Genomic DNA, 14628 nt, shown 5'->3' with positions numbered 1-14628 from the left:
ATGGCCCCCGTCTTCGCCCACGGCCGGCTGCGGCTGTATCTGCTCAAGCTTCTCGACGAGGCCCCGCGCCACGGGTACGAGGTCATCCGGCTCCTGGAGGAGCGCTTCCAGGGCCTGTACGCCCCGTCCGCCGGCACCGTCTACCCGCGCCTGGCCAAGCTGGAGGCCGAGGGTCTGGTCACGCACACCACCGAGGGCGGCCGCAAGGTCTACTCGATCACCGACGCGGGCCGCGCCGAACTGGCCGGCCGCAGCGGCGAACTGGCCGACCTCGAACTGGAGATCCGCGAGTCCGTGGCCGAGCTCGCCGCCGAGATCCGCGACGACGTCCGCGGCGCCGCCGGCGATCTGCGGCGCGAGATGCGCGCCGCGGCCGGCGAGGCGCGCTCCACCGGACGGAAGTCCGGACGCGGTACGGACTGGGAGAACGCCTTCGGCGACAGCGAGTCCTGGCAGCTCGCCAAGGAGGAACTGCGGCGCGCCAAGCAGGAGTTGAAGGAGCAGGCGCGGCGCGCCAAGGACGAGTCGCGGCGAGCCCGCGAGGACGCCCAGCAGGCGCGGCGCCAGGCGCAGGACGCGCATCGCGATGCCCAGGAGAAGGCCCGCGAGGAGATGCAGCGGGTCGCCAAGCAGGTCCAGGACAAGGTGCAGGACCACTTCCAGCGCGGGGACTGGCCGACCGGGCTCCGCGAGGGCCTTTCCGAGATCACCAAGGAGCTGGGGCGCTTCACCAAGCCGGGCGCCTGGGGCGCGGCCACCGGGTCCGCGACGGAGTCCGAGCCCCGGGTCGTGGTGGACTTCGGCAAGTCCGACGCCACCGATGCCGTACGGGACGACGTACGCGATCACGTTCGGGACGACGTACGGGACGCGGACGACTTCGCGCCCTCCGGCGAGGAACCCGCCTGGGTGCACGAGGAGTCGACGGGCGACCCGGCCCGCGACCTGGACCGCCTGCTCGACCGCTTCCGTGACGACGTCAGGGACGCGGCCCGGGACCACGGCGTGACGGAAGAGCAACTTGCCGACGCGCGGCGGCACTTGTCCGCCACCGCGGTACGGCTCGGCTCGATCCTGCGGGGACGGGCCGCCAAGTAGCCGGACAGAGGCAAGGGAACGGGCGAGGGCTCACGAAGCCCTCGCCCGTTCAGCTGCCTGCCCGGTGGCCGGAGCGACCACCGTCCCGGCTACTCGATCACGAAGTGGATCTGGTGCAGGTAGACGATCTTGGTGTCCTCGCCGTCAGGGGCATCCGGGTTCGGCGCGTCGGACTGGAAGTAGAACTGGGGGGACTTGGCACCGCCGAGCTTGCCCTCGTCCTGCAGTTCCGCGATCTCCTGCACGAAGCTGTTGACGTCCGGCGTCTTGGTGCCGAGGCGCTTGGCGAGCTCGCCGGCGACGACCACCTTGAGCTTGGCGTCATCGAGCATGACGTTGGTCGCGGCCCCGGTCGCGCTGTCCGGCACGAACGCGGGCTCGGTCTCGCCGCCCTCGCACTTGTAGTGGCCGAGGACCAGGCCCATCGTCGTGTTGGGCGCCTCGCCGCCGAAGTTGACCGACTCGACCGCCCCGTACGGGCCCTGGCCGTCGCCGGCGCAGACCGATTCGGCCGGGTTCTCGCCGCCCGTACCGCCGCCGTCCTTGCCGCCGTCCGATCCGCCGGAGCCCGCGTCCTTGCTCGCGTCCGGGGCGGGCGTGCCCGACTCGTCCCCGGCCGGCTTCGACGGCTTGTCGGTCTGCGTGGCGGTCGCGGACGGCTTGCTCCCGCCGGCCTTCGCGTCGTCCGCGCCCGACTCGCAGGCCGTGGTGGACAGGAGGGCGGCGAGGACCGCGGCCCCCAGGACGAAGCTCTTTCCGTTCTTGCCGGCAACGCGCATGGTGTTCCCCCGATGAGTCTCATCCGGCTCACTGGTCTGGCCGGCGAGCAGATTCTGCCCCGGCCGGATCAACAAGCCTTCATGGCGCCGCCGATCGTTACCGATCACGTACATGGCAGGGACTGTTCCGTTCCCTGCGCCGGGTCTCATCTGCGCACATGCCGGGAACGCGCCCTCCGGAACAGCCCTCGGCTACCCGCACTGCCAGAGGAACCGCCCCTCCTTGCCGTCGGGTGACAGGAAGGCATAACCCACCCCCATGTCACCGAAGTTGACGAAGAAGGGCAGGCCCGCCGAGTCCAGCTGCGCTATCAGCTGCCAGCCGGGCCCCGGGTGCTCGCCGCCCTGCAGCCAGTTGGGCTGGACGTCCGGGCCGCCGAGGAACTGCCACTCCTCGCCGTCCGGCGCGCGCTCCACCGCCCGCGGGACGAAGTCCTCCCCCGCCGAGGGCCCCGAGTCCGCCGCCTCGACCGCCAGGAAGTCGGGGACGCGGCCGGCGGGCTGGACGATCAGCGCGTTCTCCCCGCCCTCGGGCTCGAACGTCGACCCGCCACCGCCCTCGGAGGCCGTCATGAAGAGATAGCCGAGCCGGCCGTCGCCGAGCTCGAACTGCCCCAGGAACTCCATGGGTTCACCGCTGACGCGCGAGAGCGGCCACTGCGGCTCCTCCAGCCATACGGGCTGACCGCCGACCTTGGTGACCGGCCGGCGGACCGCGGAGTCCGCGGGGACGAATTCGACGGGCACGGGCATGAGGGACTCCTTGTGAGGGCACGAGGACTCGACTCCCGCCAAGTTAGCCGCCCCCACTGACAACGCCCGTTCACCTGCGGGGATACTGACGTGGCCCAGGGACCCAGGCGTGAGGAGACGTACGGCATGACCGCCGACCACCGCAGCGCACCGCCGCTGTCCGGCAGCGAGCGCGACACGCTGCGCGCCTTCCTCGACTACCACCGCGCGACCCTCGCCATGAAGTGCGAGGGGCTCACCGACGAGGAGCTGCGCCGGCAGTCGATGGCTCCGTCCACGCTCTCGCTGCTCGGCCTGGTGCGGCATATGGCGGAGGTCGAACGCGCCTGGTTCCACCGGGCGTTCGAGGACCGCGACGCGCCCATGGTGTGGTCCGACGAGATCGACTTCCAGGCCGCGTACGACGCGAGCGCCTCCACCCGGTCCGAGGCGTTCGGCGCCTGGGAGGCCGAGGTGGAGCGGTCGCGCCGGATCGAGAAGGAGGCCGCGTCGCTCGACGTCACCGGCTACCAGCCGCGCTGGGACAAGGAGGTCTCGCTGCGGTTCGTGATGACGCACATGCTGCTCGAATACGGGCGGCACAACGGCCACGCCGACTTCCTGCGCGAGGGCGTCGACGGGACCGTAGGAGCCTGACCTCTGCCGACGGGACCGTCGGAGCCCGATCTCTCCGGCCGGGACCGTCGGAGCCCGACCTCTCCCGCCGGAGCCGTCAACCGGCTTTGGCGGCACCCCCGTTGCCGTTCCCGAGGACCCGCTCCACCGCGTCGAAGGTCACGCCGCACCCGGCGAGTACGTCCCGTACGACTCCGGGCCGCGCCACCATCGCGAGCAGCAGGTGCTCGTCCCCGATGGACTTCTCCTTGCGCGCGAGAGCGACCCGCAGGGACTGCTCCAGTACGGTCTTCGCCTCCCGCGTGAACGGCCGGTGGCCCGAGCCGGACCACAGACGCCGCCCGCGCGGCCTGCCCTGCGCGAGGGCACCCTCGCCATGGGTCTCCTCGACCCGCGAGACGATCTCGCCGACATCGATCCCGAGCCCGGCCAGCGCCTCGGCGTCCGCCGCCGAGACCCCGCCCCGGCGCCGCGCCTCCTCCAGGTCGGAGACCACCGCCTCCGGCCGTACGCCCAGGGCCGAGAGCGCGAACGCGCCCTTCGTGCCCCGCGCGTCGAGCAGCGCGAGCAGCAGATGTCCGGGCTCGACCTCGTCGGCGTCCGCCCGTTTCGCGTGGGCCACCGCGCCCTCGACCACGCCCCGCGCGCCCTCCGTGAACCGCTCGAACATCACTGCCTCCCGTACTTCTTGTGGACGGCCTGCCTGCTCACCCCGAGCTCGGCGGCGATCTCCTGCCAGGACCAGCCCTGATGGCGCGCGCTGCGCACCTGGACCGCTTCGAGCTGTTCGAGCAGCCGCCGCAGTGCGGCGACGGCCCGCAGCCCGACCCGGGGGTCGCGATCACCCGCCCGCTCGGCGAGATCCGTTGCATCGGTCATGCTGTCAACTTACGTTGACAGCATCAGCATGTCAACCATGGTTGACAGGACCGGCCCCCTTGAAGACCTCCAGCAGGCTCGTGGCGCTCCGGTCCGCGAACCCGGCCTCGATGCCGCGCCGGAACACCGAGAGCAGCGCCTCGGGCAGCGCGGTGTCGACGCCCGAGTCCCGGGCCGTGTGCGTGACGTGCTCGACGCTGGCCACGCCCATCGACAGGCGGTCCACATCACCCTCATGGCTGCCCGCCTGAAGGCGCGGTGTGTAGAACTTCAGGAACCCCGATACGGAATCGGCGGTGTCCGCGGCGTACGGGAGCAGCTCCTCGGCGGTGATCCCGTTGGCGTTCGCCACCGCGAGCGTGTGCAGGTAGGCGGCGAAGCTGGACCAGAACATGCCGAGCTGGAGCTGGTACCAGAGCGGCGCGAGGCCGGGGTCGGCGCCCATGTAGTCGACCCTGGCGAGCACTTCGAGCGCCGGCCGGTGCGCCTCGACCAGTTCCTCCGGTCCGCTGTAGTACGCGAAGCCCTCGGGGGTGCCGACCTGCGCCGGCGAGACACCGAAACCGCCGGCGATGTAGCGCGCTCCGCGCTTCTCGGCCCAGGCGGCGCCCTCGCGGGAGCGCTCCGGGGTGTCGGAGCTGAGGTTGACGACGACCGTGCCCGCCAGCGCATCGGCGGCCGGTTCGAGGATCGCGTACATCGCGTCGTAGTCGGTGAGGCTGAGGATCACCAACTCCCCCACCCTCAGGGCTTCTTCGACCGAGCCCGCGAGTTTCGCGCCCTCGGCCACCACACCGTCCGCCTTGCTCGCGGTGCGGTTCCACACGGTCACGTCGTAGCCGGCCGCGAGATACGCACGGGCCGACGCCTGCCCCATCGGGCCGAGGCCGATCACGGTCACGGACTTCTTCGTGGTCACGTCGTTGCTGCGCATGGGAATCTCCTCTAGAACGAACGCTCTATCCAGAACGGGATTCAACGTAGCACAGTTCTAGAACGAACGCTCTATCCGGTAGGCTGGCGCACGTGACCACCAAGGCGAAGGCAAAGACGGAGACGGCCGCGGGCGCGCCGGGCGACACCCGTACCCGCATCGTGCGGGCGGCGTCGCGCCTGATGCAGCGGCAGGGCTACGACGGCACCGGGATCAAGCAGATCTCGCAGGAGGCCTCGGCCACCCTCGGCTCCGTGTACCACTTCTTCCCCGGCGGGAAGCAGGAGCTCGCGGTCGCGGCCATCCAGCACGGCGACCAGGAGTTCGTCGAGGAGCTGCGGCATGTGCTCGGCACGGTCGAGGACCCGGCGGAGGCGATGATCGTCCTGAGCCGCCGGATGGCCGAGGGGCTGCGCGACTCCGACTGGATCGACGGCTGCCCGATCACGACGACCTCGCTCGGCGCCGCGGGCCGTATCCCGGACATCCAGACCGCCGCGGCCCGGACCTTCGCGCGCTGGCGCGACCTCGTGCAGGACAAGCTGCGCGCCGGGGGGATCGCGCAGGAGGACGCGTACGAGCTGGCCCATACGGCGATCAGCACGCTGGAGGGCGCGGAGCTCGCGGCCCAGGTGTCGCGGAGCATGGAGCCGCTGGAGATCGCGGGCAGGCATCTGGCCCGGCTGATCACCCTCTACAAGTAGCCCGGCTGATCACCGTCTGCACGTAGCGGGCGGCCGACCGGGCCGGATACGCAGCGACTTGAGCCGTACGGTCAGACCGTCAGCACGATCTTGCCGAAGAGTTCGCCGGACGCCATGCGCTCGAAGCCCTCGCGCGCACGGTCGAGGGGAAGCTCCTCGTCGATGACGGGGCGCACCCCCGTGGCGGCGCAGAAGGAGAGCAGGTCCTCCAGCTCGTCCTTGCTGCCCATCGTCGAGCCGACGATCTTCAGCTCCAGGAAGAAGACCCGGGTCAGCTCGGCGTGCGAGGGACGGTCGCCGCTCGTGGCGCCGGAGATCACCAGAGTGCCGCCGGGGCGCAGGGACTTGACGGAGTGCGACCAGGTGGCGGCGCCCACCGTCTCGATGACGGCATCGACGCGCTGCGGCAGCCGCGCCCCCGGCTCCACGGCCTCCACCGCGCCCAGCTCGATCGCCCGCTTGCGCTTGGCCTCGTCCCGGCTGGTGGCGAAGACCCGCAGGCCCGCCGCCTTGCCGAGCACGATCGCGGCGGTCGCGACACCGCCGCCCGCGCCCTGTACGAGGACCGAGTCCCCGGGCCGTACGCCGGCGTTGGTGAAGAGCATCCGGTACGCGGTGAGCCAGGCGGTCGGCAGACAGGCGGCCTCGGCGAAGCTGAGCTCCTTGGGCTTGGGCAGCACGTTCCAGGTGGGCACGGAGACCTGCTCGGCGAACGTGCCCTGGTAGCGCTCGGTGAGGATCGAGCGGGGCTCCTTGGGGCCGACCCCGTGGCCCGACTGGCCGATGACCGAGTGCAGGACGACCTCGTTGCCGTCCTCGTCGGTCCCGGCCGCGTCGCAGCCGAGGATCATCGGCAGCTTGTCCTCGCCGAGACCCACGCCCCGCAGCGACCACAGGTCGTGGTGGTTGAGGGAGGCGGCCTTGACGTTGATGGTCGACCAGCCCTCGCGCGCGGCGGGAGCGGGGCGCTCGCCCAACTCCAATCCGTTGAGCGGCTGATCACGGTCGATGCGTGCGGCATAGGCGGCGAACATGCTGGTGACGATATGGGGCGGGCGGGGCGGGGCGGAACCATGCCACGGTGTGACGCCTCGCACCCGGCCGTCGTCCCGGACGAGTCCCCCGGCCCGCACCCGCCCCGCCCGTTCTCAGTCCCTGCGGTACTGCGCCGGCGACCCCTTCGTCCCCGGGTCCTCGTACGAACCCGTCTTGCCCCGGTCCACATGGAAAGTGGTCAGCGTCGACACCGGCGAGAGCGGGTCGCGCCGGTCCCCGATCACCCGCATGTGGGTGCTGAAGCGCTCGGGTGTGACCTCGTACACGTCGTAGCCGTAGCGGTTGCCCTCGAAGTACTTGAGGTGCGGGTTGGCCTTGCCCATGAGCGGGCCGTTCGCCGCGTTCCAGTCCGCCGAGTACGCGCCCGAGGTGACCGAGTGCGCGGTGAACTCCGTTCCCACGAGCGGGGATTCGGGCTGGTCGAAGTCGACCTGGATGTCGTCCACGAAGGCCGAGTGCCAGTCGCCGGTGAGGACGACGAGGTCCTCGAGGCCGCTCGCGTGCACATGACCGAGGACCTCCTTGCGCTCGGCGAGGAAGCCGTCCCACTGGTCGGTGAACATGTAGCTCCCGCCGGGCCGGCCGCGCAGCTGGCTGAGCATGATCGAGTTGGCCCAGACGTGCCAGGCGTCGGGGGCCTGGTCGATGCCCTGCTTCAGCCAGGCCTTCTGGTCCTCGCCGAGGATGGTGCCGTCGGGCAGGTTCTGTGCCGAGCGGTACGAGCGCAGGTCGAGCACGGTCAGTTCGAGCAGCTCGCCCCAGCTGCGCACCCGGTGGATCTCCGGGTCGGGCAGGGCCATCGAACCGAAGGAGTCCCGGTGCGGCATGTGCTCGTACCAGGCCTGGTACGCGGCCGCCCGCCGCTTCATGAACGGCGCACCGCCGCCCGTACCGCTGTAGTCGTTGACGACCTCGTGGTCGTCCCAGGTCAGGAACCACGGGTGCGCGGCGTGCGCCTCGCGCAGGGAGCGGTCGCCCTTGTAGAGCGCGTGCCGCTTGCGGTAGTCGCCGAGGGTGAGGATCTCGGGTCCGTCGTGGTCGCGGACATGGCTCTCGGGGACGCCGCCGACCTGGCCGTGCTCGTAGATGTAGTCGCCGAGGTGGATGACGAAGTCGAGGTTCTCGCGGGCGATGCCGCGGTGTGCGGCGTAGTAACCGTCGTGGAACGCCTGGCAGTTGGCGGTGGCGAAGACCGCCTTGCCGATACGTCCCGTAGGCGCCGTCTTCGTACGGCCGGTGCGGCTCGTCTTCCCGAGGGCGCGGAAGGCGTACCAGTAGTGGCGGCCGGGGCGCAGGCCGTCCACGGCCACGTGGACGCTGTGGCCGAGCGTCGCGGAGGCGGAGGTCGTGCCGCGGGCGACGACCCTGCTCAGACGCGGGTCCTCCGCCACCGTCCACTGCACCTCGACGATCTCGGGCAACTGCTGCTCGGCGGCGAGGGGTTCGGGGGCGAGTCTCGTCCACAGCAGGACCGAGTGCGGCTGCGGGTCGCCGGAGGCGACGCCGAGCGTGAAGGGCGCGGGGTCGTAGTCGGCGCCGAGCGCCTCGGCGGCCTCGCGGGCCTGCGCAGGGGTGAGGCCGACGGCGAGCGGCCAGGCAAGGTTCAGGGCGCCGGCGGCGGCCGCGGCCTTCAGCAGATCACGACGGTTCACGACTGGCCTCCGGTGGCGTGCAGGGTGAGGGAAAGGGCGTCCGCGTAGCCGTCGTTGGAGGTACCGCCGCCGCTGCGCGTGAAGACGAGAAGGACGCGGGCGCTGCGGGCACCGGGCGGTACGGCGGCCTCGGCCCTGCACTCCACAAGTGCCGTACGGCCGAGGCGTTCGGCGGAGCTCACCGGCCCGAGCACGCTCAGCGCGAGCGGTGTGCTGTCGGCGGCGCGGAACTCCACGGAGAGCCGGGCCCCGTCCTCCTGCGTGGCGTAGCCGCCGAGCCAGCCGCTCAGCGCGTACCGCACCCGGCCCGCGTCCACGGCCCGGGGCCCGGTCGTGCCGCGCGCGGGCAGGGCCACGTCCTGTACGAGTGCGGTGCGGGGGCTGTTGCCGCCGGAGAAGAACCGGCTGCCGCGCTGCCCGGGCCCGGGGTCGGCCGGGGTGGGATAGCCCCCGCCGAGGCTGTACGCGATGAGGGCCGGGGCACCCTGCGCGATACGCCAGCCCGGGACGGACGCGACGGGGTCCGCGCTCCCGCCCGGTCCCGCTTCCGCGTCACCGTTGACGACCAGATTCACGCGACTACCTCCAGCTGAGGGGAGTGGGACGACCTCGCGCATCCCACCAGCCCCTGGTGAACCAGGAAAGGCGCGCGCCCCAACTCTCCGTCGGATCCCGGCAGTCCGCCGCACATCGCCCCGCCCGGCCTCTGCGCCCACGCATCCGGCGCCGTACGCAAAAGGCCCCCGTCTCCGTGAAGCGCCGTACGCAAAAGGACCCCGTCTCCGCGAAGGAGACAGGGTCCTGAAGCGTGAACTCGCCTGCCGCTAGCGGCGCGCCACACCCTCCGCACGCGCGGCGGCGGCGACCGCGGCCGTGACCGCCGGGGCCACGCGCTCGTCGAACGGCGAGGGGATCACGTACTCGGCGGACAGCTCGTCACCGACGACCGCGGCGAGCGCGTCGGCGGCGGCGATCTTCATGCCCTCGGTGATGCGCGAGGCACGCACCTGGAGCGCGCCGGCGAAGATGCCGGGGAACGCGAGCACGTTGTTGATCTGGTTCGGGAAGTCCGAACGGCCGGTGGCCACGACCGCCGCGTACTTGTGCGCGACGTCCGGGTGCACCTCGGGGTTCGGGTTGGCCATGGCGAACACGAACGAGTCCGGCGCCATCGACGCGACCGCCGGCTCCGGCACCGTACCGCCGGAGACGCCGATGAACACGTCGGCGCCGGCCAGGGCGGACTCGAGCGATCCGGAGATGTTCGCCTTGTTCGTCAGCTCGGCCAGCTCGCGCTTGACCGGCGTGAGGTCCTCGCGGTCGCGGCTGACGATGCCCTTGCGGTCGGCGACGGAGACATCGCCGATACCCGCCGCGAGCAGGAACTTGGCGATGGCGACACCCGCCGCGCCGGCGCCGGAGATGACCGCGCGCAGGTCGCCCAGGGTCCGGTTGGTGAGCTTCGCGGCGTTACGCAGCGCCGCGAGCGTCACGACGGCCGTGCCGTGCTGGTCGTCGTGGAAGACCGGGATGTCCAGCTCGTCCTGGAGGCGCCGCTCGATCTCGAAGCAGCGCGGCGCCGAGATGTCCTCGAGGTTCACGCCGCCGAAGGACGGGGCGAGCCGCTTCACGGTCTCGACGATCTCGTCCACGGACGTGGTCGCGAGGGCCAGCGGGACCGCGTCCACGCCGCCGAACTGCTTGAAAAGAATCGCCTTGCCCTCCATCACAGGGAGGGAGGCGGAAGGACCGATGTCACCGAGCCCGAGCACGGCCGTACCGTCGGTGACGACGGCCACGACGTTCGAGGTCCACGTGTAGTCGTGGACGAGCTCCGGCTGCTCGGCGATGGCGCTGCACACCTTGGCCACACCAGGCGTGTACGCGAGGGACAGGTCGTCCTTGTCACGGACCGGCACCGTGGCCTGAACAGCCATCTTGCCGCCGCGGTGCAGCGCGAAGGCCGGATCGAAGGGCTCTTCGGCCCCGTCCGTCCCGGCGTCGCTGCGAGGATTGACGATCTCCGCTGCCACTTTGTCTGACCCCTTAAAGGTTCAATCGTTTGAGGGTTGCCGCTCCCTGTTCGGGAGCGGGCGGGCACCGCGTACGCGCTTCGCCGTTGGGCGAAGAAGAGGTTGCGTTCGCGCGGGCGCGCCGCACACGCGCCCTGGTCCCCGGATGAGGGGTGTAACGCTCTTTTGTACAGGATGAACCTGGCTCTCCACGAGAGAGATTCGCCTCAACCCCCGGACAAAGCTATGCCAAATGTCCGAGTCGGGCGAAAAGTTCAACGAAGCTGTCCGGATCGCGAGATCGGCCAGATTTGGCCTGTTAACGACGGTTCGCAAAACGGACGCCCGCCCCCGGAATCAAGGGATCCCAGGTCCGTTGGTCACCCGTTATCCGATTTTGACCTGGGCAGCAGCCTGAATCGGGCAGTCCGAATGGCAAGATGCCGTAATCACACAAGGTCGCGACACCCGAAGCCGTGTGCCCGGCCACTGATCTCTCCCTCATCTGCCGGAGGACCCCCATGACCGCAAGCTCCATCCGCCGTACGACCGCCAAGTCCCGGATAGCCGCGGTCGGCGCGATCGCGGTCGCCGGCGCGCTGATCCTGACGGGTTGCGGTGACCAGACCGACGACTCCAAGGAGACCCCGAAGAACGGTGACGGCAGCAAGGCCGCGGCGCCGCTGGCGGACAAGCTGCCCAAGGAGATCAAGGACTCCGGCGTGATCCGCGTCGGCTCCGACATCGCCTACCCGCCGATCGAGTTCAAGGACGACTCCGGCAAGACCGTGGGCGTCGACCCCGACCTCGCCGCCGCGATGGGCAAGCAGCTCGGCGTGGAGTTCAAGTTCGAGAACGGCACGTTCGACACCCTGCTCACGGGTCTGCGCTCGGACCGCTACGACATCGCCATGTCGGCCATGACGGACAACAAGGACCGTCAGAACGGCATCGACTCCGAGACCGGCAAGAAGGTCGGCGAGGGCGTCGACTTCGTCGACTACCTCTCGGCGGGCGTCTCCATCTACACCAAGGCCGGCGACGACAAGGGCATCAAGGGCTGGGAGGACCTGTGCGGCAAGAAGATCGCCGTACAGCGCAACACCGTCTCGCACGACCTCGCCAAGGCGCAGGCCAAGGAGTGCGGTGACAAGAAGCTGACCATCGAGTCCTTCGACAACGACCAGCAGGCCCAGACCCGTGTCCGCGCCGGTGGCGCCGACGCCGGCTCCGCCGACTTCCCGGTCGCCGTGTACGCCGTGGAGACCTCCGGTGGCGGCAAGGACTTCCAGCTCGTCGGCGACCAGGTCGAGGCCGCTCCGTACGGCATCGCCGTCGCCAAGGACCAGGCCCAGCTGCGTGACGCCCTCAAGGCCGCCCTCGACGCGATCGTGAAGAGCGGCGAGTACGACAAGATCCTCTCCAAGTGGGGCGTCGAGCAGGGCAAGCTGGACGAGATCACCATCAACGGCGGCAAGTGACCGTCAGCTGTCGTTGAAAGGCCCTCTTCATGTCTGTTGACATAGACAAGACCGGGCCGCAGGACGCGAAGCCGGCCGGACCGGAGGCCATCAAGGCCATCCCGGTCCGGCACTACGGCCGGTACGTCTCCGCGGTCCTGGCGATCGGCATCCTCGTCTCGATCGTCTACGCCTTCTCGCAAGGCAGGATCAACTGGGGTGCGATCCCCGACTACTTCTTCGACGACCGCATCCTCGACGGCGTCGTCGAGACCATGTGGCTCACGCTGCTCTCGATGGCGATCGGCATCATCGGCGGCATCGTCCTCGCGGTGATGCGCCTGTCGACGAACCCGGTCACCTCGTCGATCGCCTGGTTCTACATCTGGTTCTTCCGCGGCACCCCGGTCCTGGTCCAGCTGTTCCTCTGGTTCAACCTGGGCCTGGTCTTCGAGTACATCAACCTCGGGCCGTTCTACAAGGACCAGTGGTCCGACTTCATGACGCCGTTCCTGACGGCGCTGCTCGGACTCGGCCTCAACGAGGCCGCGTACATGGCGGAGATCTGCCGCGCCGGTCTGCTCTCGGTGGACGAGGGCCAGACGGAGGCGTCGCACGCCCTGGGCATGAGCCACAGCAAGACCCTGCGCCGGATCGTGATCCCGCAGGCGATGCGCGTGATCGTGCCGCCCACGGGCAACGAAGTCATCAACATGCTGAAGACCACATCGCTGGTCTCGGCGGTGCAGTATTACGAACTCTTCAAGCAGGCCTCGGACATCGGACAGACCTCGGGCTCGCCGGTGGAGATGTACTTCCTGGCCGCGGCCTGGTACTTGGTCGTCACCTCGGTCCTGTCGGTCGGCCAGTACTACCTGGAGCGTCACTACGCGAAGGGGTCCACACGCACCCTGCCGCCGACGCCGTTCCAGAAGCTCAAGGCCGCCCTGTCGTTGAGGAGCCTCGCACGATGACGACCCCCATGGTGAAGGCCGAGAACGTCCACAAGTCCTTCGGGCACGTCGAGGTCCTCAAGGGCATCGACCTGGAGGTCGCGCCGCGCGAGGTGTTCTGCCTCATCGGCCCGTCCGGGTCCGGCAAGTCCACCTTCCTGCGCTGCATCAACCACCTGGAGCAGATCTCCGGCGGCCGGCTCTCGGTCGACGGCGAGCTGGTGGGCTACCGCGAGAAGGGCGGCAAGCTCTACGAGCTCAAGGACAGCGAAGTCGCCCTGAAGCGCCGTGACATCGGCATGGTCTTCCAGCGCTTCAACCTGTTCCCCCACATGACGGCCCTCGAGAACGTCATGGAGGCGCCGGTCCAGGTCAAGCGCGAGTCCAAGGCCGTGGCCCGGGAGCGCGCGAGGAAGCTGCTCGACCGCGTGGGTCTCGCCGACAAGGCCGGGAACTACCCCTCCCAGCTCTCCGGTGGCCAGCAGCAGCGCGTCGCGATCGCCCGTGCGCTCGCGATGGAGCCCAAGCTGATGCTCTTCGACGAGCCCACCTCCGCGCTCGACCCGGAGCTCGTCGGTGACGTCCTCGACGTCATGCGGGGCCTGGCCGAGGACGGTATGACGATGATCGTCGTCACGCACGAGATGGGCTTCGCCCGCGAGGTCGGCGACTCCCTGGTCTTCATGGACGAGGGCGTGGTCGTCGAGTCGGGCAACCCCCGTGACGTACTGACGAATCCGCAGCACGACCGGACGAAGTCGTTCCTGTCGAAGGTGCTGTAGCTCTCCTTCGCACGACTGGGGCGGTACGGGAACTCCCGTACCGCCCCTGTGCGTTGATCACCGCCTGAGCGCGAGCTACTTGAGCCCGAGCTACTTGAGTCCGAGCACCAGCGCGTCCGCCGGCGAGGCCCAGACCGTACGGGCCTCCGCGAAGCCGCCGTCGCGCAGGGCCTGGGCGTGCCACTCGGCCGAGGGCATATCGCCGTCCGCGTGGTCCCCGTAGATCTCGAAGCGTTCGGCGGTGGGCGCGGCGAGCACCGGGTCGGCGGCGGCCAGCTGCCACCACTCCTTCCAGTCCAGGACGCCCTCGCCCTTGGCCCGTTCGGCGCGCGCGTGGCGCTGGGCGCTCTCCGCCGCGTTGATCCGCGGGGTCGCCGGGTCGGGCATGTGGTCGGCGTTCATGAAGACGCCGCCCTCGCGCACCAGGCCGGCGATCTGCCCGTACAGGACGGCGAGTTCGGGGCTGTGCAGCCAGTGCAGCGCGGTCGCGGTGAGCACCGCGTCATAGGAGTCGTACGGGAGTTTCGCGGCCCATTCGGGATCCTTGAGGTCCGCCCGTACGAACGTGACGCGGCCGTCACCGGCGAAGGTGCCCTCGGCGATGGTGAGCAGCGCGGGGTCGAGGTCGATGCCGGTGCTCTCGGCCTCGGGGAACCTCCGGAGGAGCCGGTCCGTAATACTCCCCGTACCGCACGCGAGATCCAGCACCCGCGCCTTCGGACCGACCAGGGCCTCCACCATGTCGAGCATGACCGAGAACCGCTCCTCGCGGTCCGGCAGGTACCACTGCTGCTGCCGGTCCCAGCTGTCCTGCCATGCGCGCCAGTCGGTGCCGGGTGCGGTGTTGGTGTCCGTCATGGTTCCCCTCCGTACGTAATACCCTGTACGTAAGCCCCTGCCCGGGGGCACGACTATTACCGCCGTATGACGAAGATAGACCGCCTCCGTAAG

16 protein-coding genes are annotated in these 14628 nt (G+C 70.1%); 6 read left to right on the top strand and 10 right to left on the bottom strand.

The window, feature by feature from the left end; genetic code table 11:
* Nucleotides 1-1098, top strand: a complete 1098-nt coding sequence (locus H9Y04_RS01620) for a PadR family transcriptional regulator (protein ID WP_187811765.1) — start codon at nucleotides 1-3, stop codon at nucleotides 1096-1098.
* 89 nt (nucleotides 1099-1187) lie between these two features.
* Here the strand turns inward: H9Y04_RS01620 and H9Y04_RS01615 are convergent, their stop codons facing one another.
* Both H9Y04_RS01615 and H9Y04_RS01610 read right to left on the bottom strand, forming a co-directional pair.
* Complete coding sequence (locus H9Y04_RS01615) at nucleotides 1188-1877, bottom strand: hypothetical protein (RefSeq protein WP_187811764.1); 690 nt, start codon at nucleotides 1875-1877, stop codon at nucleotides 1188-1190.
* Nucleotides 1878-2069: 192 nt separating this feature from the next.
* The gene (locus H9Y04_RS01610; protein ID WP_187811763.1) at nucleotides 2070-2630 is read right to left on the bottom strand and encodes a YwqG family protein; all 561 of its coding nucleotides are present in this window, start codon (nucleotides 2628-2630) and stop codon (nucleotides 2070-2072) included.
* Between the two features lie 126 nt (nucleotides 2631-2756).
* Here H9Y04_RS01610 and H9Y04_RS01605 point away from each other — a divergent pair, with 126 nt between their 5' ends.
* Nucleotides 2757-3266 (top strand): DinB family protein, encoded by a 510-nt coding sequence (locus H9Y04_RS01605; RefSeq protein ID WP_187811762.1) that lies wholly within the window; start codon nucleotides 2757-2759, stop codon nucleotides 3264-3266.
* 76 nt (nucleotides 3267-3342) lie between these two features.
* On the opposite strand, the gene H9Y04_RS01600 is transcribed toward H9Y04_RS01605, so the two are convergent.
* Genes H9Y04_RS01600 through H9Y04_RS01590 form a run of 3 tightly spaced genes read right to left on the bottom strand, consistent with a single transcriptional unit; the run spans nucleotide 3343 to nucleotide 5058 of the window.
* On the bottom strand, nucleotides 3343-3915 hold the full coding sequence (locus H9Y04_RS01600) for a Clp protease N-terminal domain-containing protein (protein ID WP_187811761.1): 573 nt from the start codon (nucleotides 3913-3915) through the stop codon (nucleotides 3343-3345).
* Complete coding sequence (locus H9Y04_RS01595) at nucleotides 3915-4124, bottom strand: helix-turn-helix domain-containing protein (protein WP_053661273.1); 210 nt, start codon at nucleotides 4122-4124, stop codon at nucleotides 3915-3917. The genes H9Y04_RS01600 and H9Y04_RS01595 overlap by 1 nt, the downstream gene beginning before the upstream one ends.
* 31 nt (nucleotides 4125-4155) lie before the next feature.
* The gene (locus tag H9Y04_RS01590) at nucleotides 4156-5058 is read right to left on the bottom strand and encodes an NAD(P)-dependent oxidoreductase (protein ID WP_187811760.1); all 903 of its coding nucleotides are present in this window, start codon (nucleotides 5056-5058) and stop codon (nucleotides 4156-4158) included.
* Nucleotides 5059-5150: 92 nt separating this feature from the next.
* On the opposite strand from H9Y04_RS01590, the gene H9Y04_RS01585 reads away from it, so the two are divergent.
* Nucleotides 5151-5762: a TetR/AcrR family transcriptional regulator gene (locus H9Y04_RS01585; RefSeq protein ID WP_308800818.1), complete on the top strand. Its 612-nt coding sequence runs from the start codon at nucleotides 5151-5153 to the stop codon at nucleotides 5760-5762.
* 71 nt (nucleotides 5763-5833) lie between these two features.
* Here the strand turns inward: H9Y04_RS01585 and H9Y04_RS01580 are convergent, their stop codons facing one another.
* The 4 genes from H9Y04_RS01580 to H9Y04_RS01565 all read right to left on the bottom strand — a co-directional run bounded on the left by H9Y04_RS01580 (nucleotide 5834) and on the right by H9Y04_RS01565 (nucleotide 10503).
* A complete protein-coding gene (locus H9Y04_RS01580) occupies nucleotides 5834-6796 on the bottom strand; it encodes a zinc-binding dehydrogenase (protein ID WP_187811759.1) in 963 nt (320 codons plus the stop codon).
* A gap of 114 nt (nucleotides 6797-6910) precedes the next feature.
* Nucleotides 6911-8470 (bottom strand): alkaline phosphatase D family protein, encoded by a 1560-nt coding sequence (locus H9Y04_RS01575; protein ID WP_187811758.1) that lies wholly within the window; start codon nucleotides 8468-8470, stop codon nucleotides 6911-6913.
* Nucleotides 8467-9045 carry a phosphoesterase gene (locus tag H9Y04_RS01570; RefSeq protein WP_187811757.1) on the bottom strand — a complete coding sequence of 193 codons (579 nt, stop codon included), beginning with the start codon at nucleotides 9043-9045 and terminating at the stop codon, nucleotides 8467-8469. The genes H9Y04_RS01575 and H9Y04_RS01570 overlap by 4 nt, the downstream gene beginning before the upstream one ends.
* 249 nt (nucleotides 9046-9294) lie before the next feature.
* A complete protein-coding gene (locus tag H9Y04_RS01565; protein WP_187811756.1) occupies nucleotides 9295-10503 on the bottom strand; it encodes an NAD(P)-dependent malic enzyme in 1209 nt (402 codons plus the stop codon).
* A 500-nt stretch (nucleotides 10504-11003) separates the two neighbouring features.
* On the opposite strand from H9Y04_RS01565, the gene H9Y04_RS01560 reads away from it, so the two are divergent.
* From H9Y04_RS01560 to H9Y04_RS01550, 3 genes are read left to right on the top strand one after another with little or no spacing between them, the layout of a single operon-like run.
* The gene (locus H9Y04_RS01560) at nucleotides 11004-11963 is read left to right on the top strand and encodes an ABC transporter substrate-binding protein (RefSeq protein ID WP_187811755.1); all 960 of its coding nucleotides are present in this window, start codon (nucleotides 11004-11006) and stop codon (nucleotides 11961-11963) included.
* Between the two features lie 29 nt (nucleotides 11964-11992).
* On the top strand, nucleotides 11993-12916 hold the full coding sequence (locus H9Y04_RS01555; RefSeq protein ID WP_187811754.1) for an amino acid ABC transporter permease: 924 nt from the start codon (nucleotides 11993-11995) through the stop codon (nucleotides 12914-12916).
* Entirely contained in the window at nucleotides 12913-13677 is a 765-nt protein-coding gene (locus H9Y04_RS01550; RefSeq protein WP_306660106.1) for an amino acid ABC transporter ATP-binding protein, read from the top strand. The genes H9Y04_RS01555 and H9Y04_RS01550 overlap by 4 nt, the downstream gene beginning before the upstream one ends.
* Nucleotides 13678-13767: 90 nt before the next feature.
* On the opposite strand, the gene H9Y04_RS01545 is transcribed toward H9Y04_RS01550, so the two are convergent.
* Nucleotides 13768-14535: a class I SAM-dependent methyltransferase gene (locus H9Y04_RS01545; RefSeq protein ID WP_187811753.1), complete on the bottom strand. Its 768-nt coding sequence runs from the start codon at nucleotides 14533-14535 to the stop codon at nucleotides 13768-13770.
* Nucleotides 14536-14628: the final 93 nt, after the last annotated feature.

It is taken from the genome of Streptomyces polyasparticus (genome assembly GCF_014493765.1).
GTDB lineage: Bacteria > Actinomycetota > Actinomycetes > Streptomycetales > Streptomycetaceae > Streptomyces > Streptomyces polyasparticus.
This window is presented reverse-complemented; position numbering and strand designations above follow the sequence as displayed.